At 37.9% G+C, this 20,836-nt stretch carries 18 protein-coding genes; 11 read left to right on the forward strand and 7 right to left on the reverse strand.

What is annotated here, in order from left to right; all coding sequences use genetic code 11:
* Positions 1 to 470: 470 nt before the first annotated feature.
* The 3 genes from ABE099_RS03270 to ABE099_RS03280 all read right to left on the reverse strand — a co-directional run bounded on the left by ABE099_RS03270 (position 471) and on the right by ABE099_RS03280 (position 3,952).
* Positions 471 to 1,793 (reverse strand): SpoVR family protein, encoded by a 1,323-nt coding sequence (locus ABE099_RS03270; RefSeq protein ID WP_430030433.1) that lies wholly within the window; start codon positions 1,791 to 1,793, stop codon positions 471 to 473.
* A 41-nt stretch (positions 1,794 to 1,834) separates the two neighbouring features.
* Positions 1,835 to 3,004 carry a sporulation protein YhbH gene (gene yhbH, locus ABE099_RS03275; RefSeq protein WP_430027329.1) on the reverse strand — a complete coding sequence of 390 codons (1,170 nt, stop codon included), beginning with the start codon at positions 3,002 to 3,004 and terminating at the stop codon, positions 1,835 to 1,837.
* A gap of 96 nt (positions 3,005 to 3,100) precedes the next feature.
* Positions 3,101 to 3,952, reverse strand: a complete 852-nt coding sequence (locus tag ABE099_RS03280; RefSeq protein WP_430027331.1) for a DegV family protein — start codon at positions 3,950 to 3,952, stop codon at positions 3,101 to 3,103.
* A gap of 399 nt (positions 3,953 to 4,351) precedes the next feature.
* Between ABE099_RS03280 and ABE099_RS03285 the strand changes: the two genes are divergently transcribed.
* The gene (locus ABE099_RS03285; RefSeq protein WP_430027333.1) at positions 4,352 to 4,738 is read left to right on the forward strand and encodes a DUF423 domain-containing protein; all 387 of its coding nucleotides are present in this window, start codon (positions 4,352 to 4,354) and stop codon (positions 4,736 to 4,738) included.
* A 100-nt stretch (positions 4,739 to 4,838) separates the two neighbouring features.
* Here the strand turns inward: ABE099_RS03285 and ABE099_RS03290 are convergent, their stop codons facing one another.
* Positions 4,839 to 5,384, reverse strand: coding sequence for a hypothetical protein (locus ABE099_RS03290; RefSeq protein ID WP_430027335.1), 546 nt, complete (start codon positions 5,382 to 5,384; stop codon positions 4,839 to 4,841).
* Between the two features lie 483 nt (positions 5,385 to 5,867).
* Here ABE099_RS03290 and sufC point away from each other — a divergent pair, with 483 nt between their 5' ends.
* The 6 genes from sufC (at position 5,868) to ABE099_RS03320 (ending at position 12,362) form a co-directional block, all read left to right on the forward strand.
* A complete protein-coding gene (gene sufC / locus ABE099_RS03295) occupies positions 5,868 to 6,650 on the forward strand; it encodes a Fe-S cluster assembly ATPase SufC (RefSeq protein ID WP_210088917.1) in 783 nt (260 codons plus the stop codon).
* A gap of 18 nt (positions 6,651 to 6,668) precedes the next feature.
* Positions 6,669 to 7,967: a Fe-S cluster assembly protein SufD gene (gene sufD / locus ABE099_RS03300; protein WP_430027337.1), complete on the forward strand. Its 1,299-nt coding sequence runs from the start codon at positions 6,669 to 6,671 to the stop codon at positions 7,965 to 7,967.
* Positions 7,967 to 9,181 carry a cysteine desulfurase gene (locus ABE099_RS03305; RefSeq protein WP_430027339.1) on the forward strand — a complete coding sequence of 405 codons (1,215 nt, stop codon included), beginning with the start codon at positions 7,967 to 7,969 and terminating at the stop codon, positions 9,179 to 9,181. Before sufD ends, ABE099_RS03305 begins: the two co-directional genes overlap by 1 nt.
* Positions 9,181 to 9,603 (forward strand): Fe-S cluster assembly sulfur transfer protein SufU, encoded by a 423-nt coding sequence (sufU, locus tag ABE099_RS03310; RefSeq protein WP_430027341.1) that lies wholly within the window; start codon positions 9,181 to 9,183, stop codon positions 9,601 to 9,603. The genes ABE099_RS03305 and sufU overlap by 1 nt, the downstream gene beginning before the upstream one ends.
* A gap of 20 nt (positions 9,604 to 9,623) precedes the next feature.
* Entirely contained in the window at positions 9,624 to 11,021 is a 1,398-nt protein-coding gene (gene sufB, locus ABE099_RS03315; RefSeq protein ID WP_430027343.1) for a Fe-S cluster assembly protein SufB, read from the forward strand.
* A gap of 789 nt (positions 11,022 to 11,810) precedes the next feature.
* Positions 11,811 to 12,362 (forward strand): hypothetical protein, encoded by a 552-nt coding sequence (locus ABE099_RS03320; RefSeq protein WP_430027345.1) that lies wholly within the window; start codon positions 11,811 to 11,813, stop codon positions 12,360 to 12,362.
* Positions 12,363 to 12,527: 165 nt separating this feature from the next.
* Here the strand turns inward: ABE099_RS03320 and ABE099_RS03325 are convergent, their stop codons facing one another.
* The 3 genes from ABE099_RS03325 to ABE099_RS03335 all read right to left on the reverse strand — a co-directional run bounded on the left by ABE099_RS03325 (position 12,528) and on the right by ABE099_RS03335 (position 15,925).
* Positions 12,528 to 14,117, reverse strand: a complete 1,590-nt coding sequence (locus ABE099_RS03325; protein ID WP_430027347.1) for an oleate hydratase — start codon at positions 14,115 to 14,117, stop codon at positions 12,528 to 12,530.
* 240 nt (positions 14,118 to 14,357) lie between these two features.
* Positions 14,358 to 14,513: an aspartyl-phosphate phosphatase Spo0E family protein gene (locus ABE099_RS03330; RefSeq protein ID WP_245251561.1), complete on the reverse strand. Its 156-nt coding sequence runs from the start codon at positions 14,511 to 14,513 to the stop codon at positions 14,358 to 14,360.
* A 356-nt stretch (positions 14,514 to 14,869) separates the two neighbouring features.
* Entirely contained in the window at positions 14,870 to 15,925 is a 1,056-nt protein-coding gene (locus ABE099_RS03335; protein ID WP_430027349.1) for an HD-GYP domain-containing protein, read from the reverse strand.
* A gap of 242 nt (positions 15,926 to 16,167) precedes the next feature.
* Between ABE099_RS03335 and ABE099_RS03340 the strand changes: the two genes are divergently transcribed.
* The 4 genes from ABE099_RS03340 to yfkAB are packed head-to-tail and all read left to right on the forward strand — an operon-like array spanning position 16,168 to position 20,821.
* Entirely contained in the window at positions 16,168 to 17,616 is a 1,449-nt protein-coding gene (locus tag ABE099_RS03340) for a bifunctional metallophosphatase/5'-nucleotidase (RefSeq protein WP_430027351.1), read from the forward strand.
* Positions 17,617 to 17,639: 23 nt separating this feature from the next.
* Entirely contained in the window at positions 17,640 to 18,467 is an 828-nt protein-coding gene (locus ABE099_RS03345) for an undecaprenyl-diphosphate phosphatase (RefSeq protein ID WP_430027353.1), read from the forward strand.
* A gap of 52 nt (positions 18,468 to 18,519) precedes the next feature.
* A complete protein-coding gene (locus ABE099_RS03350) occupies positions 18,520 to 19,635 on the forward strand; it encodes an HD-GYP domain-containing protein (protein WP_430027355.1) in 1,116 nt (371 codons plus the stop codon).
* Between the two features lie 49 nt (positions 19,636 to 19,684).
* A complete protein-coding gene (gene yfkAB, locus ABE099_RS03355; RefSeq protein ID WP_430027357.1) occupies positions 19,685 to 20,821 on the forward strand; it encodes a radical SAM/CxCxxxxC motif protein YfkAB in 1,137 nt (378 codons plus the stop codon).
* The last annotated feature ends 15 nt before the right edge of the window (positions 20,822 to 20,836 follow it).

Below are 20,836 nucleotides of genomic sequence, written 5' to 3' on the forward strand. Positions count from 1 at the left end.
AGTGAACACAGATTCCATACCTATTATTAAAGCTTGGAGGGATTGTGGGATAGTACAATCCCTCCAAGCAAGTAGGGCGATTCCTGAATACAAGGAATCGCCCTACTAATGTGGAGTTGAGAAGGAGGTCGACAAGCGGAGCGGGCGCATTTAAATCTGGATTCCTACTAAATTATAGTACAATGAAAGGAATCCAGATTTAAGAGCGCTGGCGGCATCCATGAAACGAAACAACAGTAAGCACTAAATTAATAAAAGATTAAGTTTGAAATCTTTTATTACCATTACTTAAATTCCGAGGTGAGATAGGAATTTCCTTATTATGTTCAGCTACAGTGGCGGTTTGAAGGATTGTGGAGAAGCGGAGCGGCGCATTTAAAATCTGGATTCCTTCCCTAACCCCTTCAAACAGAGGAATCCAGATTTAAAAGCGCTCGAAACAACCTTCAAAACGCCACGCTGCCCAAACATCATAGAAATCTCTTACTCACCTTCACCCCATCATACGAATACAACAGCCCTTTATCCTCCACCATCGTTTCAAGGTGAACCGTTTTTCCCCACAGCACATGCACATAGGGGAGTGTTCTCTCCAGATACTTAAGGTCAAGCTCTGTTCCTTGGTATTGGTGAAGCAATAATAGCTCGCCGTTGCGCATATAATTTCCGTCACTCACAACGATATAAGGAAAACCACCATTGATTCGGCTATTTACTAGTTCGTCACGTACATGTTCCCAAGCTTTATCAGTAATTTTCCATTCTGTGCCTTGCTTTTCAAATACGTATAAATCTAAATCCTCGACTAATTTCTTTGTCATATGATTGCGTAAAAAGGAAGTATCGCTATCAAGCTCACGGACTTCAAATATTTTATCCCTGCCACGGTTTGGTTTCCATCCCAGTCGCTCTTGTTCTTCTTGGGTTGGGTTGTTATAACGTTGTTCAATATCCTCGAAAATTTTCAGCCCTAAGTAATACGGATTTAGCGTATGAGTGGAGGGCTGGACGACAGAGGAGTTGAGCTTAGCGTATTCAATCGTTTCCTCACTGGATAAAGGAAGCTCCCGTATAATACGTTGATGCCAATACGATGCCCAACCTTCATTCATAATTTTTGTTTCCATTTGTGGCCAAAAGTACAACATTTCATTGCGAAGCATACTCATGATATCTCGTTGCCATTCTTCCAATGTTGACGAATACTCTTGAATAAACCAAACGACATCCTTTTCAGGTTTAGGTGGGAAGAGGGGAATTTCGCCTTGATCTTGATTATCTTTTTTCGCTAATTCAATTAATTTCTCCATTTGGCGGCGTTTATTCATATGGTGAGGTTGGATGAGCCCAGGATCAATATGCTCTTGAATAGCGATTACTGCATCAATGAACTGCTCAACCTGATTTCTACCGTACCTTAATTCATAGTGCTTGATCCGCTCAGCCGTGGCAGACATCGTCTCAATCATGTCCCGATTCGTTGCGGCAAAGCGGCAGTTATTTTTAAAGAAGTCGCAATGGGCAAGCACATGAGCCACAATCATTTTATTTTGGATTAAGGAATTTCCTTCTAATAAGAAGGCGTAACAAGGATTAGAGTTAATAACTAGCTCATAAATTTTACCTAGACCTAAATCGTATTGCAGCTTCATTTTATGAAACGCTTTGCCAAAGCTCCAATGTCCAAATCGAGTGGGCATACCATACGCACCAAACGTATAAATCATATCAGAAGGGCAAATCTCATAACGCATCGGAAAATAGTCAAGTCCAAAGCCGTCCGCAATTTCCATAATTTCTGAAATGGCATATTCTAGCTCAGCAAGCTCTGTTCTCACGTTCCAACCTCCTCTTCCTGCTTACCAAAAAAGTGGCTTAATGCACGATATACATCACTTTTTTCCTTAATAATGTAGTGCATAAAGTGATCATGCTTAAGGTGTCGATAAGCACTCATTAAGGTGCTTCCCCGATTGTATTGGTTTACTTCACCATAACCAAACATATTACAACGCTTTAATAGCTCGTGAATGAGCTTGACGCAACGTTCATTATCAGAGGTTAAATTGTCCCCATCCGAAAAGTGAAAAGGATAAATATTGTAGGAGGAAGGAGGGAAGCGCTCATCAATGATCTCCAGTGCCTTTTTGTACACTGACGAGCAGATCGTTCCGCCACTTTCACCTCGATTAAAAAAGTCGTCTTCATTAACTTCCTTTGCTTCGGTATGATGGGCAAGGAAAACAATTTCAACCTGCTGGTATTGCCGCCGTAAAAAACGAACCATCCAAAAAAAGAAGCTACGTGCGCAATATTTTTCGTAATTCCCCATCGAGCCAGAGGTATCCATCATCGCAATAATGACCGCATTTGATCTAGGCTCCACCACATCCTCCCACGTTTTAAATCGCAAATCTTCGGGAGAAATGCCGTGTATGCCTGGTTTGCCTTGACGCGCATTACGGCGTAAATTATGGAGTATCGTTTGTTTTTTATCGATGTTAGAAAAAATACCTGTTTTGCGAATATCATTAAACTGATACGAGATCGTTTCAATTTCATCCTTTTGTTTTTCTTCTATAAAAGGTAACTGAAATTGCTCAAAGATCATGTCTTCAATTTCTTCAACCTCGATTTCAGCTTCAACAACATCGTAGCCAGGTTGATTCCCCGCTTCCCCACCTTGCGTTTTATCTGGGCTAGGGGTGTCTTTGCCTAAAATATCACCCACTTCGCTATGACCATCTCCCTGACCAACATGCTTGTGCTTTTGGTAATTATGAATAAACCGATATTCCTCCAAATTACGTAATGGAATTTTAATCACTTGCTTACCATTTGACAGTATAATATTTTCTTCTGTAATTAAGTCAGGTAAATTATTTTTGATGACTTCTCTGACTTTTTCCTGATGTCTTTGTTGATCCTGATAACCTTTGCGATGCAAAGACCAGTCCTCTCTTGAGACGATAAAGCTATAGGGGCTACGAGAAGATGATGACATAACAAAAACACCTCCCTAGGGTGACTACCGATGTACAATCACTGTACATCAGTATATTCGTCCCTGTGAGAGGATATGTAACAAAAGTGTATGATGTTAATCCTTTTTAATATACATAAGTCCAAGCGTATGAGGTCCACAATGGCTAGAAATGACACATCCTGCTTCTGCAATTGCGATCTCTTTGACATTTGTTTGTTCTCTTAAAATTGCAGCAACCTTTAGCGCCTCTTCTTCGGCTAATGTATGGACAACAAAAATTAGATCAGTGTCCATGTGATGGCGATTTTCTAATGCATTATTAAGCATTTGCTGAACTGCTTTTTCCTTTTTTCCTCTTACTTTATGAGCAGGAATAATATTTCCTTCAACAAGTCTTAACACAGGTCGAATCTGTAAAAGGCTACCTATAAAGTGCTGCATTCCTGAGCATCGACCACCTTTGTATAAATACTCTAATGTGTCAATGACAAACTCAGTTTCTACTTGGTGACGCAGTGATTCTAGCATTGTCACTATTTCATCAGCACTTTTTCCTTCCTCTGCCGCCTTCACTGCCTTCATGACTAGCAGGGATATCCCTGTACATAACGTTAGTGAATCTACAATTTGTACTCTTCCCTCTGGGAATTCGCTTGCCGCAATCACTGCGTTTTGATACGTGGATGAGATTTGTGAGGATAAGCTGATATACACGATATCATGGCCTTGCTCAATGACTGGTGCAAATGCATCCATAAAATCTTTAGGTGTTGGTGCAGATGTTTTTGGCAATTGATTACTTTCGGCTACTCTTTTATAAATATCATTAGGTGAAATTTCGATTCCATCTTTATAGCTTTCCTGATTAAAAACAACGTAAAGCGGAACAATACCAATATCATATTGAGATGCCCAAGATGACGGTAAATCTGAGGTGCTGTCTGTAAATATTTTAGTTTTAGACATAAGTATCTCCTTAGCAATTAGATGATTCAGTTTTAACCTAGCAAAAGCATATTCTAAACGGCTCAATCTTGAAATCAGTGCTTGACCGCTAACCCAAACTAGCGAAGAGATAGAACGATTCTGAAGATTGTCTCTTAAAATCAAATTCCATCCATAAATATACTTCAATAATAGGAATATGATTTTAACAACAATCGCAAGAACGCTCTGGAGCGTAGCTACAAGAATCCTATTGTCAAGCACTAATTTCTGAATAGAGCCTTTTAAATATATCAAATTTCATTTTACCAAAAAAAGCGATTTGTAGCTATTTTCTATTATTATACTATTTTAATCCTCGTTCCGTTGCATTTTTATAAAGGTTCTGGCAAAGTAATTCACTAGGGAGGCGATAAGAGGATGCAAAAGAAATATTTTGTTATTGGTGCCGTCTTAATGGCACTTGCAGTTGGATTAGGTGCTTTTGGGGCACATATCCTTAGTTCCATGCTTAGTCCAAAATCGTTAGAAACTTTTAAAACAGGGGTTCATTATCATATGATTCATTCCATTGGGATATTAGTGACTACGCTAGTTGCAGCACAGTGGCGGACAGACAATAAAAAATTGTTATGGGCAAACCGATTATTTTTAAGTGGTATAATTTTATTTTCGGGTAGTCTGTACGGCTTGTCCTTAACTGGTGCTAAATGGTTTGGACCCATTACACCATTAGGTGGAGTTAGTTTTATTGCTGGATGGCTTATGTTTGCCGTTGCAATAATTAAGAATAAAAACATAACGTAACTTAATTTTATAAAAAGAGCTATCATCCAGCACAAGGGACTAACCCTGTCTCACAAACAGGGGCTAGCCTTATAAGTGAAGGAATGATAGCTTTTTTGAGTTATTTTTCAATAAAATCAATAATTTGATTAAGATTAAACGTATACACTTGTTTTTCATCCACATGATACACATTAATTGCATAGCTTTCAGGTAAAAAGTTAAGGATACGACAAGGAATACTTACTCTTTTTCCACCTTTATCATAAACGATTCTAATAAGTTTATTTTCCGAAATGATTTTTTTAAGCCACTCATTAAAGTCATTACTCATTGTAAAATCGCCAGCAGCTTCTTTTTTTGCTTGTTCTTCTTTTTTAGGTTTAGATGTAGAAGAAGAATTGTTTTTTTGTTTGACATCATTGCTACTTGCAGATTGTTTTTGACCGTTGTTTAATTTGACCTGCTTTTGTTCAGCTAATAAGCCCTCAATAATTTTCCCTAACTCCATTCCAGAATTGATACGATAATCGATAATTTTGTCGGCTTGATTTAATACGTTTAGTAGTTCCTGCAAGGCTTTGGCATTAGAGGAATCCTTCACTAAAATCTCAACATTAAATAGATAGCCTAATCCGTCTTGTGTATTGTCGCTGTTATTATCCATATTTCCCCCAAAAAAACATTTTCAATAATTACTTCATGATGCAAAAAAATGCAAAAAATTGATTTAAATCAAATGCCTTTAATAAAAAAACATATATAAATAATAATATCACCAGTAGGAGTAGGCGCATAGTCCTAAAGCATTTATTTTTATATAAAATAATGTAAAAAGTTTACTATATCAATTCATATTTAGGTTCTAAATTAATTACTGGTTGGTTGGAATGTTCTAAAGGAATGAGCTAAAATAAAATAACGGTAAAAATCGACGAATTGTGCAAAATTTTAAGTGATATTCCGCACAAAAAGTTGATAATATAACCGAAAAGAGTTAATATGATGTGAGAATCAATGATAATCAACTAGAATTATTATAATTTAATAATTATTATGATAATATAGGTGATAGCTTAAAGCAATATAAGTAATCAATATAGGAAACTATATTATTTATCATACTCATAAAAATGGAGGGGCTTAACTTATGTCTACACATTTTCAGGTAGAGGGCTTAAAGGCAGTAATTGAAGGTAAGGAAATCCTTAAAGGAATTAATCTTGAAATTAAGGGCGGAGAAATCCACGCGATTATGGGTCCTAACGGAACAGGTAAAAGTACACTTGCTTCTGCATTGATGGGACATCCTAAATATGAAGTAACTGAAGGTACAGCAACGTTAGATGGTGAAGATCTACTTGAGATGGAAGTTGATGAGCGTGCACGTGCAGGACTGTTCCTTGCTATGCAATACCCAAGTGAAATTGCGGGTGTAACGAACTCTGACTTTTTGCGTAGTGCGATTAATGCACGTCGAGAAGAAGGCAGCGAAATCTCTTTAATTAAATTTATCCGCCAAATGGAAGGCAAAATGAAGGAATTAGAAATGAATCCTGAATTTGCACACCGTTATTTAAACGAAGGTTTCTCTGGTGGTGAAAAGAAACGTAACGAAATTTTGCAAATGATGTTGCTTGACCCTAAAATTGTCGTGCTTGATGAGATTGACTCCGGTCTGGATATTGATGCTCTTCGTATTGTTGCTAACGGTGTAAATGCAATGCGTAGTGAAGAACGTGGATTTTTAATCATCACTCACTATCAACGCTTATTGAACTATGTAAAACCTGATTTTGTTCACGTTATGATGCAAGGACGTATCGTTAAATCTGGAGGTCCAGAGCTTGCTGAACGTCTTGAACAAGATGGTTATGATTGGATTAAAGAAGAATTAGGTATTGTTGATGAAACTGTAGGACAAGAAAACTAAGCGGGGGGGAGAATCGATATGACAACATCAATACTTCTGCCAACCACTTTAGAGGAAATTAAACAAGCCTCTGCTAATCGAGGCGAGCCAGCTTGGTTGACAGAATCAAGAGTTAAAGGCATCACCTTGGCAGGTGAGCTTCAATTACCTAAACTTGAAAAAACAAAATTGGAGCGTTGGAACCTACAAAACTACGGGAGTCTTCAGCAGACAGCCTTGTCTAAGTTAACAGAAATTCCAGCTGAAGCAAGCTCATTGATAGATGAAGAACAACATACAAATTTAGTTGTTTTCCGTAACTCTGGTTCAGTATACACAGCATTGTCTAATGAATTAGCAGAAAAGGGTGTTATATTTACAGATTTGCAAAGTGCTGTAGCTAACCATCCTGAGCTTGTTCAAAAATATTTGCATACAGCAGTGAAGACGGACGAAAATGCAGTTAGTGCGTTACATTCAGCACTTTGGCATGGTGGTGTGTTCTTATACGTACCTAAAAATGTCGAGATTTCAGTTCCACTTCAAAGCATTTTTGTGTTAGATGATAGTAGTAAAGGTTTTGCACCTCATGTTATCGTTGTTGCAGAAGCAAACAGTCAAATTACTTATGTAGATAATTATATTACTGCAGGTAATGTGGAGCAGGTTGTCCATCATGGTGTTGCAGAAGTTTTTGTTGGTGCGGGTGCAAAGGTAAGATTTGCTTCTGTACACCAGTTTGAGCTTGCTGTCACTGACCTAACGTATCGTCGCGCGATCGTTGACAATGATGGTAGCATCGAGTGGATTGTTGGTGAAATGAACAACGGTGATGCAATGAGCGAAACGTTATCCATATTAAATGGAAATGGTTCTACTTCTGACGCAAAAATTATTGCTGTTGGTTCTGGCTCACAGCGTTTGAATTATACAACAAAAGCGATTCATTTCGGTAAAAGCTCTGATAGTCAAATGATTACTCGCGCAGTAATGAGAGAAGAAGCAACTGCAATCATTAATGGAATCACGAAGATTGAAAAGGGTGCGACAAAAGCAAATGGGGAGCAAACTGAAAAAGTGCTTATGTTAAGTCCTAAAGCACGTGGGGATGCCAACCCAATTTTGCTTATTGACGAAGACGATGTTACTGCAGGTCACGCCGCTTCGGTTGGTAAAGTAAACGCAGAGCAGATTTATTATTTAATGTCTCGTGGTGTTTCACGTGCAGATGCAGAGCGTCTAATTATTTATGGATTCCTAGCACCTGTCGTTTCAGATATCCCGTTAGAGCAACTTCAAAAGCAATTACAAGGGTTAATTGAAGGGAAGTTAGCGTAATGAATGCTGAACTAATTAGGGAGCAATTTCCGATATTACATCAACAGGTTAACGGACACCCGCTTGTATATTTGGATAGCGCGGCGAGTTCTCAGAAGCCTAAGGCTGTAATTGATGCGCTCATGCACTATTATGAGTGGGATAATGCGAATGTGCATCGTGGTGTGCATACTCTAGGGAGTAGAGCTACAGAGGGTTATGAAAATGCTCGGATTAAGGTAGCGAAGTTTATTGGAGCTAAGCATGCCGAAGAAATTATTTTTACAAGAGGAACGACAACAGCAATTAATTTAGTTGCTTCATCCTATGGTGAGGCTAATGTTGCGGAGGGTGATGAGATTGTGATCACTCAAATGGAGCATCATAGTAATCTAATCCCTTGGCAGCAATTAGCCCTAAGAAAGAAAGCGACACTTAAATATATACCTATGCAACCCGATGGCCACATCGAGCTTGAGGATGTTGAAAAAACAATTACGGATAAAACAAAAATTGTTGCCATTGCTTATGTATCTAACGTATTAGGTGTAGTCAATCCCGTAAAAGCCATTGCAGAAATTGCACACCGTCACGGTGCTGTAATTGCGGTAGATGGTGCACAAAGTACTCCACATATGAAGATAGATGTACAGGAACTCGATTGTGACTTTTATACGTTGTCTGGTCATAAAATGTGTGCACCTACTGGTATCGGTGCTTTATATGGCAAAAAGCATTTGCTTGAAGCGATGGAGCCGATTGAATTTGGTGGAGAAATGATTAACGATGTAGGTTTATATGAATCTACATGGAAGGAGCTTCCAGGTAAGTTTGAGGGAGGCACACCGATCATTGCAGGTGCGATTGGACTTAGTGCTGCCATTGACTTCCTAGAGAGCATTGGTATGGACGCCATTCAAGCGCATGAAAAAGAGCTAGCTAATTATGCAATGTCACGTCTATCTGAAATTGAGGGAGTTACTTTGTATGGACCACGTCATCGCGAAGTAGGGGTTATTACCTTTAACCTTCTTGATGTTCATCCACATGATGTAGCCACCGTTTTAGATACTAAAGGCGTAGCGATTCGTGCAGGTCATCATTGCTGTCAGCCGCTAATGCGTTGGCTAGAGGCTAGTTCTACGGCTAGAGCCAGCTTTTATCTATACAATACGAAACAGGATATTGACTCCTTAGTAGAGGCTTTAATCCAGACAAAGGAGTATTTTGCCTAATGGAACTGGATGATTTATACCGCCGTGTCATTATGGATCATTATAAAAAACCTCGTAATCGCGGGAAATTGGATGAAAACTCAGTTACAATTGAATTAAACAATCCAACCTGTGGGGATCGCATTTCGTTACAGCTTGTCGTTGAGGATAACATCGTAAAGGATGCACGTCATACAGGGGAAGGATGCTCTATTAGCATCTCTTCAGCTTCCATGATGACAGAAGCAATAAAAGGAAAAACAGTTGAGCAGGCGTTAGATTACGCAGATCGCTTTTCACATTTGATGCAGGGTGAAGAGGTTACATTTGACGACTATGAGGATTTAGAAGCATTATCTGGTGTGAATAAATTCCCTGCTCGAATTAAGTGTGCGACGTTGGCATGGAACGCCTTGAAAAAAGGGATCAATGAAAATAACTAATTATAAGGAGGGTGTTCACTATGGCTAAAAAAGCGCCGGAAATGGAAGAGTACAAATATGGCTTTCGTGATGAGCATAAGTCTGTGTTCCAATCAGGAAAGGGTTTAACGCGTGAGATTGTAACTGAGATTTCACGTATGAAGGATGAACCACAATGGATGCTTGATTTCCGTCTGAAATCATTAGAGCAATTCGAGAAAATGCCGAACCCAGAATGGGGCGGAGATTTAAGCGAGTTGGATTTTAACGATATTCAATACTATGTGAAGCCTTCTGAAAGACAAGGGAAAACATGGGAAGAGGTCCCATCCGAAATTAAGGAAACCTTTGATAAGCTAGGGATTCCAGAAGCAGAGCAAAAGTTTTTGGCTGGTGTGTCTGCGCAATATGAATCAGAGGTTGTATACCACAGTATGCAAAAGGAGCTTGAGGATCAAGGCGTTATCTTCATGGATACCGATACAGCACTTAAAGAGCATCCTGAGTTATTGAAGGAATACTTCGGTACGATTATACCTCCAGCGGATAATAAATTTGCTGCGCTTAACAGTGCGGTATGGTCTGGTGGTAGCTTCATCTACGTACCTAAAGGTGTAAAATGTGAAGTGCCACTCCAAGCGTATTTCCGTATTAACTCGGAAAATATGGGACAATTTGAGCGTACATTGATTATTGCGGATGAGGACAGCTTTGTGCATTATGTAGAAGGCTGTACAGCACCTGTCTATAGCACAAACTCATTGCACAGTGCGGTTGTAGAAATTTTGGTTAAGAAAAATGCTCGTGTTCGTTATACAACGATTCAAAACTGGGCACCAAATATTTATAACTTGGTTACAAAACGTGCAGTTGCTGAGGAAAATGCGAACATGGAATGGGTGGATGGCAACATTGGCTCCAAGCTTACGATGAAATATCCTGCTGTAATCTTAAAAGGCCGCGGGGCAAAAGGTAGCGTATTGTCAATTGCTGTTGCAGGTAAAGGACAATTACAGGATGCAGGAGCAAAAATGATTCACTTAGCTCCAGATACAACTTCCACTATCGTTTCTAAGTCCATTAGTAAGCATGGCGGTAAAGTAACGTATCGTGGTCTAGCTTCCTTTGGACGTAAAGCAGAAGGTGCTAAGTCCAACATTAAATGTGATACCTTGATTTTAGATAATCAATCTACTTCTGATACAATTCCATACAATGAAATCATGAATGATAACATCGTATTGGAGCACGAAGCGACCGTATCGAAAGTATCCGAGGATCAATTGTTCTACTTGATGAGCCGGGGTTTAAGTGAAGCCGAAGCAACTCAAATGATCGTAATGGGCTTTATTGAGCCATTTACGAAGGAGCTACCGATGGAATATGCGGTGGAGATGAACAGATTGATTAAATTCGAGATGGAAGGTTCGATTGGTTAAGGGAAGTTAGATTTTAAAAAAGGAATCCGTACAATAATGTACGGGTTCTTTTTTAGTTACCTTACTAAATTTATCATCTTTTATAAAATTGACCATTGTAAAATAACACTATATAGTGGAATTAATAAAAAGACAACGAGAAGCATTGTGTATCAATGAAAAAAATCTGGAATAATACAACTTAGGGTACAGGTGATAGTAAGGTGGAATCGTGGAAATGAAAGTTAAAAGTTTATTTGCTGTAATAATCATTTTTTTGCATTATCCATATTGAATTTATGTTTAGGCATTAAATCAAATGTTTTTGTTATTGCTGCATTAATTTATGTGATTCTTAGTTTTAAACAGCTTAAAATGACTAAAGTAGATTTTGTTTTTATAGTATGCTTATGTTTAGGAGCTTTTATTGGAATTTACACTATGTTTAATAAGATTTATTTAAATCTAAATAACTGGTATTCCGTATTTTTAATGGGGTTTTTGCTTGTTATATTTATTAAGAAAAAAGATAACATAAAGTAATTTTATTTAAATTAATTCACTACATATACCATGAGGAAAGAGGAAACTATGACTTATTGGACAAGGTTTATTGTAGGTGTTGCGCTGTTTATTCCTTTTTATGCTATTATCAATTATCTCTTCAAACCCTTGAACAAGCTAAGGGAATACAAAAATATACCATATATAAATCAATAGAGACATATTTCCCAATGTTTATTGACCAGCATAAACAGGTGATATAATTTAGTATCATCTATCTTAATACACCAACAAGGAGTGCAACCTATGAATTACACGATGAGTGACAATAAACTAGTTATTGAACCAGGCGTAGGTATTGGAACTATTAAATTAGGCATGAGTAAGGAAGAGATAGAGACTCACATAAATAATTATAAAGAAAAATATGAAAATAGATCCTATCGTGACGAACATGGAAATGAGCTGTACTATGGGCAAATTTTTGAGAGTGGTATTAAAATAGAATATGGTAAACAAGGCACTGTTATTTTTATTGAAATTGTTAGAGAACTGATGACCTTTTTTGATTGTGTATGTTATGACATAGATGTGTTCCGTACGAAAGCAGAGGAAGTAGTGAGTAAGCTAAGTGAGGTTGTGCGTTGTGAGGAAGAAATGGAGGATGAGACGGAATGTACGCTTGAAAATATAGGTTTAAGCTTATGGCGTCCCCACGCATTTAGTGAAGAAGATATGCAGGAAGCTTGGTTTCAGGAGATGTGTGAAGAAAATCAAGAGGAAGAAAAGCGGTATATGTATTTTCAGACTGTAGCCGTTTATCCAAATGATGGTTTATATTATCAAGGATTATTGTAGAATTAAAATTGTATTTAAATATTAAGGCTCTAAATAAAAATTAGTGGTTGTCAACAATGGAGATGTAATCTGTCCCTTCGCTAGCTTGAGTTGGTTGACAACCACTTAATTTAAATAAAGAACCAATATTAAAATTGTGAATTTTAATGTTTAATTCTTACTGATCTAGCGGTAGCTAGTTACAAGTGCTTTCAGTAATGTATTTACATTGCTAGCATGTGGGGTGACAGGACAAACTGGACGATTAACCCCCATTAATGTGTATACGGCTATACGAGCAGCGCGGATCGAATATTCTTCTGTAAAGACCATATCCTCTGGGATTTCTACGAATTGACTTATTAATGCTAAGTTAGTGGAGCCTTCAGGTACGACCTTAGGTCGGTCACTCATGGCTCTTGGTTGGAACTGAGCATCTGTATATGGCAACATACAAGGAATAACATTAACAATATCCTTCTTAATTTCTTCTAGCTCATCATCGAAATGAAGGTGATGCATAAGCTCCGTGAATATTTCCTCACCGGTGCAATCCCGCATTGGTTTTTTTACATAGTCGCCAATTCGGTCTGTATATAATCCATAACCCCAGAAAATCGTTTGATCCTTAGGTTGGTTTATGAAGTGGGGCTGAGCCGCAACAACAATGGATAGACGCCAAGATGAATCTTTAAAGGTCATTAGTGCGCCACTACCAGGAACATTTCTGGAGAACTTCTCTATTTTTTTAAGTAGTTTATTTCCGTTTAGTGTAACTGTGAATGACTCCCAATTTGTTTCTTCAGGATTACCGAAAAATGGCTGTGGATTACCAAGTCCTTGCTTCTTATTAGCTATTTTTGTCCATAGCATACCAGAGATTGGATTTTCAGGAGAATAAGGTGCTGGTGTTTTATAGTTTCCTAACGTGGCTGCATCAGTCATACAACCATTCGTCACAATACAAAGATCGTCAGGCTGGAGTTTAATTATTTTATGTCCACTTTCTTCTTCACAATGAATGGCCGTTACTGTAATTCCATCTCCATCTGCGAAGTCAAGGTCAGTTACGGTACATTTGATCGAAAAGTCAACGCCTGCTTTTTCTAAGTAAGTTTGAAGTGGTAAAATGACGGAATCATATTGGTTGTAAGGTGTTCTTGTCACACCCTCAAGCGTTTGGATGCGGGAGTATTCAAACATCATACGAAGCATATAACGTTTAAATTCAAAAAGGCTAGACCATTCTTGGAAAGCAAATGTAGTTTGCCACATATACCAGAAGTTAGTTGTAAAGAAATGAGGGCTAAACCAGTCGGAGATTTTAACATAATCAAGTTTTTCTTCAGGTGTTACGATCAATTTCGCCATTGCGATCCGATCATGTTTATCAAACCCCATGCTCATCACGTCAACCACTTGACCATCCTTATCCACCAAACGTGCGTTGGAATGAGTAGGATTTTTTTCATCAAAAGCAATAATTTCTTCACTCACACTCATGCCTTCCTGATGAATCGAAGGGATAGTATAAAATAGCTCCCAGAAATTTTCATAGGTTTCTTCATTTAGCATACGCCCACCACGAGCGACAAACCCACCCTCAGGTGTACCAATCCCATCATTGGAGCCACCTAAAACGTGCATACTTTCTAAAATATGAATATTTTTACCTTCCATTTTACAATCACGAACTAAGTAGGCCGCTCCTGATAAAGATGCAAGCCCGCCACCAACAAAATACACTTGTCTGTTTGTATGCTTCATATGAATCATCCTCCTATATTTAAGGTGTTTTCCTTATTATTACAGTAACTTAATTGGAAACATTTACATATGAACAAAACAAATAGAATGTGTAAAAATATAACAGTTTATAGGTTTTGTGAAGGGAAATTAGAAAAAGGGAATAAAAGGGGCTGTAATTTATATCAAAAAATATAAAAAATGTAAAACAGGGGTAGAAACGACGATAGGGGGACACCAAGCAGGAGGTGTCCTGTGGTGTCCCGATAACTATTTGAACTGTCCTTGTGATCTGAGTTGGTTGTATTCATTTAATGCTTCATCTAGTTGCTGACTCATTTGTATCACTTCCCGGTCGGCCAAATGTTTGCTAGCACTTAGTTTATTTAATTCCAACCGGAGTTCCTCAATTTTTCGGATCATCATTTTTTCCAAATTGAACAGCCCCTAGTCCTTTATCGTATCTATTGCTTTTGTATAGAGCTTAATGGTTGCGGTACTTTATACAAAAAACGTAAAACGTCCACAGTGCACTGCGTCCGTATGACGGATATCCGCGAGCCATGAGTTAGGCTTTCGACCCGTTCCGTCGCAGGTCTCATCAGGCGGGTGTCAAGTATATATTTTTTCGATAAATTGTGTAAAAATCCTCCTAATTTAGTCATGAATCAGCAATTTAGACAAAAAATTATTTTAATTTTAAATTGAAGACCACAAGGAAGATCCTTGTGGTCCTGCTTTTATAGCAAAACTATTATAAATTAATAAAAACTCATATCATATTATAAATATACTTCTTGTATCGTAATTTCGGGTTTTCGAGCTAAATCAATAAAGGTGGTGTCAGTTTGTACGAGTGGACGAAAAAAGTCGGTTTGACTAGTCATAACAATAATACCAGATTCACCTGTACTTAATAAGACCTTTTTACCAATAAAGTTAGGAAGCAAATGTTTAATAAGTGCCTGTGTAGGTTCTGGGCTTAATTTGCCAAAGCTAAGTGTATTTAATTCTTTTAAAACAGTAAGTAGCTCTTGCTTTGTCTGATAGATACGATTAGAGATCATGGCGGTGTATACATCGGCTACAGCAACAATTTTAGCATAAGGATGAATGTCTTGACCATGAAGTCCTTTTGGGTAACCGCTTCCATCCTCACGTTCATGATGCTGCAAGGCAACAAGTGCAGAGATTTCATCTTTTGTTGATTCCATAATGATATTATAGCTATACTCAGGGTGCTTTTTAATTTCAGCAAATTCTTGGTCGGTTAGGCGCCCAGGCTTGTTCACAATTGAAGATGAGAGCTTGCTTTTCCCAATATCAATTAAAAATCCGGCTTTGCTTACTATATAGGCTTCCTCGTCACTATAATGGAGCCACTTAGCGATATAATACGCCAGCATACCGACCTGTAGTGAATGATTGTATGTATAATCGTCGGTTTGTTGCTCGTGCAGGAGCAGTAATAAGGAGACAACATCCTTTTGCTCTTCAAGTGTCGAAACTACAGGCTGTAGCAATTGCTCCATCTTGTTGTCTTCATAAGTGCCTTCTGCTAAAACAGTAAGGAATAGATGCTCAAATTGATCTATCGCAAGATGAAATTGCTGATTAACTTTTGTATAGGCTGTATGTGAGGGATGTTTATCAGCAGTGTGCTCTAAATCAATTTTTCTTTCAATAATATCGATATAATCGATACTGTGCTGCAGTAATCTAGCAATAGATTCATGGCTTAATGTTGCATCTTTTCGAAGAACTAATACACCAGCATGATTAAACGTATCATCCTGCAATTGATCGCCTGGAACAAGGTCCATAATATGTACTCTCAATAATACAGCCACCTTTGAATTAAGAATTTTCTTCCATAATATCAAGAAAGAAATAGATTGACAATGAACATTTCAGCTCGTACTTTTTTTAGGTCTAGTTCAGTGTAGGAATGAATGTCGTGTTCCATAACAACATATCTTTTAATAAGAAGACAAAATATTAATAGGAGGTATATAATATGGTGTAAACAAAAAAATAAAAAGAACTAGGATCGTACGTGGATAGGCAAGGAGGGGCACAGGTGTCGGATGAAAATAACATTCATCAATCATTAACAATATTGTATACAAATGACCTTCATAGTCATTTTGACGTGATGCCTCGGATTTCAGCTATGGTTGAAGAACAACGTCAGCAACAACATACTGACGTCTTACTTCTGGATATCGGTGATCATATGGATCGTGCTTTTTTGGAGACAGAAGGTACAATGGGCAAGGTTAACGTAGATGTGTTGAATTTAATGCGTTATGATGCGATTACCATCGGTAATAATGAAGGACTTACTTTTACTCCACATCAGTTAGAAGAGGTGTATAGCCGTTTGGCTTGCCCTGTTGTCTGTGGAAACATTAAGAAGAAAGAAAATAATCACATTCCAGATTATATGAGGTCTGAAGTCATTATTCACAAAGGTAATCTGCGGATCGGCCTAATAGGGGCAACAGTACCCTATACTTTATTTTATGACTTGTTGGGGATCGAAGCTACGGATCCTATCAATACAATTGCTAGCTCAGTTCAGCGCCTACGATCTCAGGTAGACTTAATTATTGTGATGTCACATATGGGTTTACCTTTTGATAAAACGTTAGCGGAGACGGTTGAAGGTATTGACGTTATCCTTGGAGGTCATACCCACCATTTACTAGAAGAGCCGCTTTATATTAATCATACTGCGATCTCGGCAGCTGGAAAGTTTGGACGATATATGGGACGGATCGTATTTGACCAACCTAAACTTGGAGATAGTTTAAAAATAACTGAAGCTCGATGTATTTCCGTTGAGGATGGACCAATGGATGAAAAGGTGAAAGATTGTATTGATTTTCATCATAAGCAGGCTGAAATTTCCATGGGGCAATCCATCGCTGTTATTCCTCAGACATTATCAATTGATTATAAAGAGGAATCACCCTTTGGTAATTTGTTAGCCCAAGCTGTGCGCCGTTGTACAGGCAGTCAAATTTCTATAATAAATAGTGGACAGCTATTAGAAGAGTTGCCAGCGGGCGATATTAGTGAAATGATGTTACATGCTCGTTGTCCGTCACCGATAAATGCTTGTAAAATGACACTACTGGGCCAGGACATTAAATATGCACTGGAACAATCTTTGCTTTCAGAATATTACGATAAAGAAATTTATGGATATGGATTTCGCGGGAAAGTATTAGGTGGAATTTGTGTAGATGGAATCGAAATTATTTACAATCCTGAACTTCCAGACTATCATAAAATTTTGAAAATTTTTGTACAAGGTGTCCCTCTTCAGCTAGAGCAGCAATATAGTGTAGGCACATTGGATATGTTTACGTTTGGCATCGGTTATGAGGGGTTACAGATGGGGGAAGATAAAGTTTATTTTTTACCTCAGTTTTTACGTGATCTTTTAAAGAATGAGCTTCAAACCCTTCATGCTGTTGAAAACAGCACTTTAAAACGTTGGCTTGTAAAGACCGATATATAATATATCCATTTAGGAGGATTTAGATGAGCTTTATAGTTGCGATTATTTTAGGTATTGTGGAAGGATTAACGGAGTTTATTCCTGTATCTTCAACTGGACATATGATTTTGACGACTAAACTGCTTGGTTTTAATGACCAAACGGCGGAGATGAAAACATTTGAGATTGTTATACAGCTAGGGGCAATTCTCGCCATTGCTTGGTTATATCGTGATAAAATAAAACAAATATTAAGTTTTGGCAAAAAGCCAACGCTTTTTAAAAATAGTAAACCAGCAAATGAACTAAACGTTATTCATATTTTTTTAGGGATTGCACCTGCATTATTGGTTGGATTTTTCTGTAGAGACTTTATAAAAAGCTTATTTAGCGCTTCTACCGTGCTGTGGGCACTAGTCGTTGGTGGTCTATTTATGATCTTCGCAGAATGGTATGCTAATAATGTAAAAAAACCTGTATCTAATCAGGTAGATGGACTAACATATAAACAAGCATTATCGATTGGGCTGTATCAATGTATATCCGTACTTTGGCCTGGTTTTTCAAGATCAGGCTCAACGATAGCGGGTGGGATGTTAAGTGGTGCAAGCTATAAAGCGTCAACTGACTTTTCATTTATTATGGCGATTCCGATTATGTGCGCAGTAACAGGCTATGAATTACTGGATTCTTATCGTTATATTACAGGACAAACGGCGGGTGTCTTTCTAATTGGATTTATTGTTGCCTTTATCGTAGCCTATGTTGTTGTTCTAATCTTTTTGAAATTTATTCAACGTATTAAGCTTCGTCATTTTGCTATTTACAGATTTATACTTGCTGCACTATTTTGGTTGTTTATAATGCAATAATAAAGATGCTTTTGATTGATGTGATTATATTTAGAGAGAGATGTGGACTGATTTGCGTTTAATATCTATAAATTCTTTACTGCCTGGCATGCGTTTAGGCAAAAAGATTTATAATGAAGATGGCATGATATTATTATCTGAAAATGCAGAGTTAACTGATTCAATTATTCGCCGTTTAAAAATGTATGGGTTGGATTTAGTTTATATTGCAGATGAGCGTACAGAAGATATTATTATTCATGATATGATTGAGGATGAGACAAGACGAAGAGCACTGAGCGAAATACGTGACAATTTTCGTAAGTTTACAGGTCCTGCTGTGAAAAGTATGACGTATCCTTATTTGGGTAAAACATTTTCGAGCCTTGTTGAATCCATTATGGATGATCTTAGTGCTAGAGAAGATGTAATGATTATGATGATGAATATTAATAGTATGGATCATTATTTGTATCGTCATTCCTTAAATGTTTGTATTTATACTGTGTTGTTAGGACAGATTCATGGCTATTCCAAGGATGAGCTACTTGTGTTAGGATTAGGAGCATTACTACATGATATTGGAAAAACGCAATTACCACTTTCCCTTCTGAACAAACCAGGTAAGCTAACAGACGACGAATATACATTAATGAAAACACATACCGAAGCAGGCTTTAACATGTTAAAGGACGAAGCAGGTATTCCTTTACTTTCGGCACATTGTGCGTATCAGCATCATGAACGTATAGATGGATCAGGTTATCCGCGTGGCATTAGTGGGAACGACATTCATGAGTTTGCGCGTTGGTTAGGGATAGTAGACTCCTTTGATGCGATGACAACACACCGAGTTTATCGTTCAGCCATGTTGCCACATCAAGCGTTAGAGGTGCTATATACTGGCTCAGGTACCTGGTATGAGAAATCTAAGCTAGAAGTATTTCGTGATCGTGTAGTGATTTATCCACTTGGTTTGACGGTGAAGCTAAGCACAGGACAACGAGGAGTTGTTGCAAAAATTAGTAGTGACATCCCTCAACGTCCAGTTATTCGCATCATTAGCGATGAGTATGGCGAGCCGTTAAAGGCACCTATTGATGTTGATTTATCTAGACAGCTCTCGATTACGATTGTTGAGGTGGACGGATTAGGCGTGATGGGCTCCCAACAAAGCCCAAGTGCGTAACAAAATAAATTAAGTTTAAAAAAAGTAAAATAAATAAGGTGAGTGAAAGATGAGAATATTAGAAAACAATACAGGTTCCTTAACACCAATAAGTCCAAGCTATGATCCATGGGACCCTATTGTTTCGCTTCGAGAGTTTGGCAAGCATGTGTTAACAAGCGTAGAGATGACGGTTACTAATTTGTGTAATATGCGCTGTGAGCATTGTGCGGTTGGAGATAGCCTTGTCATGCGTGAACCAGATCAGATTCCATTGTCAGTGATGCTAAAAGCATTAGATGAGGTTGAAAATTTGCGTACGATTAGTATTACAGGTGGTGAGCCAACCTTTAGACGTCAGACCGTGGATGAGAAAATAGTTCCCATTTTAAAGTATGCGCGAGAAAGAGGCATACGCTCTCAAATTAATTCGAATCTAACTTTGGATTATGAACGTTATGAGAAGCTACTTCCTTATTTGGATGTCATGCATATTTCTTTTAACTATGAAGATGAAAAGCATTTCCATGAGGTTGGCTTTGCCAGAAGTGGACATCCCGTTAAACCGGAAGTGGCTTATAAAATGTATGATAAGATGATTGAAAATTCAAAGCGTCTAAGTGAAGCAGGAATGTTTATTTCCGCTGAAACGATGATTAATTATCGTACCTACGATAAATTGCCACAAATTCACCAGAAAATTATTGAGATGGGCTGTCAAAGACACGAGGTACATCCGATGTATGCTTCTAATTTTGCAGAGAATTTGCCTGTTTTGTCTTTGGATAATATGCGTACTGCTATTCATTCTTTATTAGATCATCGTGATCAAAGTTTGTGGATGCTGTTTGGGACGTTGCCATTTTTTGCTTGTAATGATAATGAAGCTGATCGAGCTTTAATTCGTCGTTTATACAATGAACCGATGGTGACTGTTCGTAACGATCCAGATGGACGTAACCGTGTCAATGTAAACCTATTTACTGGTGATGTGTTTGTGACGGATTTCGCTGCAATTCCTGCATTTGGTAATGTATATAAAGGGAAGCTGGACGATATTTTTGCTGAATGGTTAAATGATCATCCTTTAAATAAAACCGTTAATTGTCATTGCGATGTCGTTAGCTGTTGTGGTCCTAATTTATTAGTAAAAGATATGTATTATAAAGATGTAGATTTTAAATCACGAAAAGTGACTAAATTATAGGAAAGAGGAAGGCTT

Source organism: Paenibacillus turicensis, assembly GCF_050461185.1.
GTDB lineage: Bacteria > Bacillota > Bacilli > Paenibacillales > Paenibacillaceae > Fontibacillus > Fontibacillus turicensis_A.

Bases quoted from the DNA above. Each gene is read 5' to 3' on its own strand.
- ABE099_RS03290 (WP_430027335.1), bottom strand. From the start codon at position 5,384: ATGGATAATAACAGCGACAATACACAAGACGGATTAGGCTATCTATTT.
- sufB (WP_430027343.1), top strand. From the start codon at position 9,624: ATGGCTAAAAAAGCGCCGGAAATGGAAGAGTACAAATATGGCTTTCGT.
- ABE099_RS03285 (WP_430027333.1), top strand. From the start codon at position 4,352: ATGCAAAAGAAATATTTTGTTATTGGTGCCGTCTTAATGGCACTTGCA.
- sufC (WP_210088917.1), top strand. From the start codon at position 5,868: ATGTCTACACATTTTCAGGTAGAGGGCTTAAAGGCAGTAATTGAAGGT.
- ABE099_RS03345 (WP_430027353.1), top strand. From the start codon at position 17,640: ATGAGCTTTATAGTTGCGATTATTTTAGGTATTGTGGAAGGATTAACG.
- ABE099_RS03320 (WP_430027345.1), top strand. From the start codon at position 11,811: ATGAATTACACGATGAGTGACAATAAACTAGTTATTGAACCAGGCGTA.
- yhbH (WP_430027329.1), bottom strand. From the start codon at position 3,004: ATGTCATCATCTTCTCGTAGCCCCTATAGCTTTATCGTCTCAAGAGAG.
- ABE099_RS03305 (WP_430027339.1), top strand. From the start codon at position 7,967: ATGAATGCTGAACTAATTAGGGAGCAATTTCCGATATTACATCAACAG.
- ABE099_RS03270 (WP_430030433.1), bottom strand. From the start codon at position 1,793: ATGGAAATTGCGGACGGCTTTGGACTTGACTATTTTCCGATGCGTTAT.
- sufU (WP_430027341.1), top strand. From the start codon at position 9,181: ATGGAACTGGATGATTTATACCGCCGTGTCATTATGGATCATTATAAA.
- ABE099_RS03280 (WP_430027331.1), bottom strand. From the start codon at position 3,952: ATGTCTAAAACTAAAATATTTACAGACAGCACCTCAGATTTACCGTCA.
- sufD (WP_430027337.1), top strand. From the start codon at position 6,669: ATGACAACATCAATACTTCTGCCAACCACTTTAGAGGAAATTAAACAA.
- ABE099_RS03325 (WP_430027347.1), bottom strand. From the start codon at position 14,117: ATGATTCATATGAAGCATACAAACAGACAAGTGTATTTTGTTGGTGGC.
- yfkAB (WP_430027357.1), top strand. From the start codon at position 19,685: ATGAGAATATTAGAAAACAATACAGGTTCCTTAACACCAATAAGTCCA.
- ABE099_RS03330 (WP_245251561.1), bottom strand. From the start codon at position 14,513: ATGATGATCCGAAAAATTGAGGAACTCCGGTTGGAATTAAATAAACTA.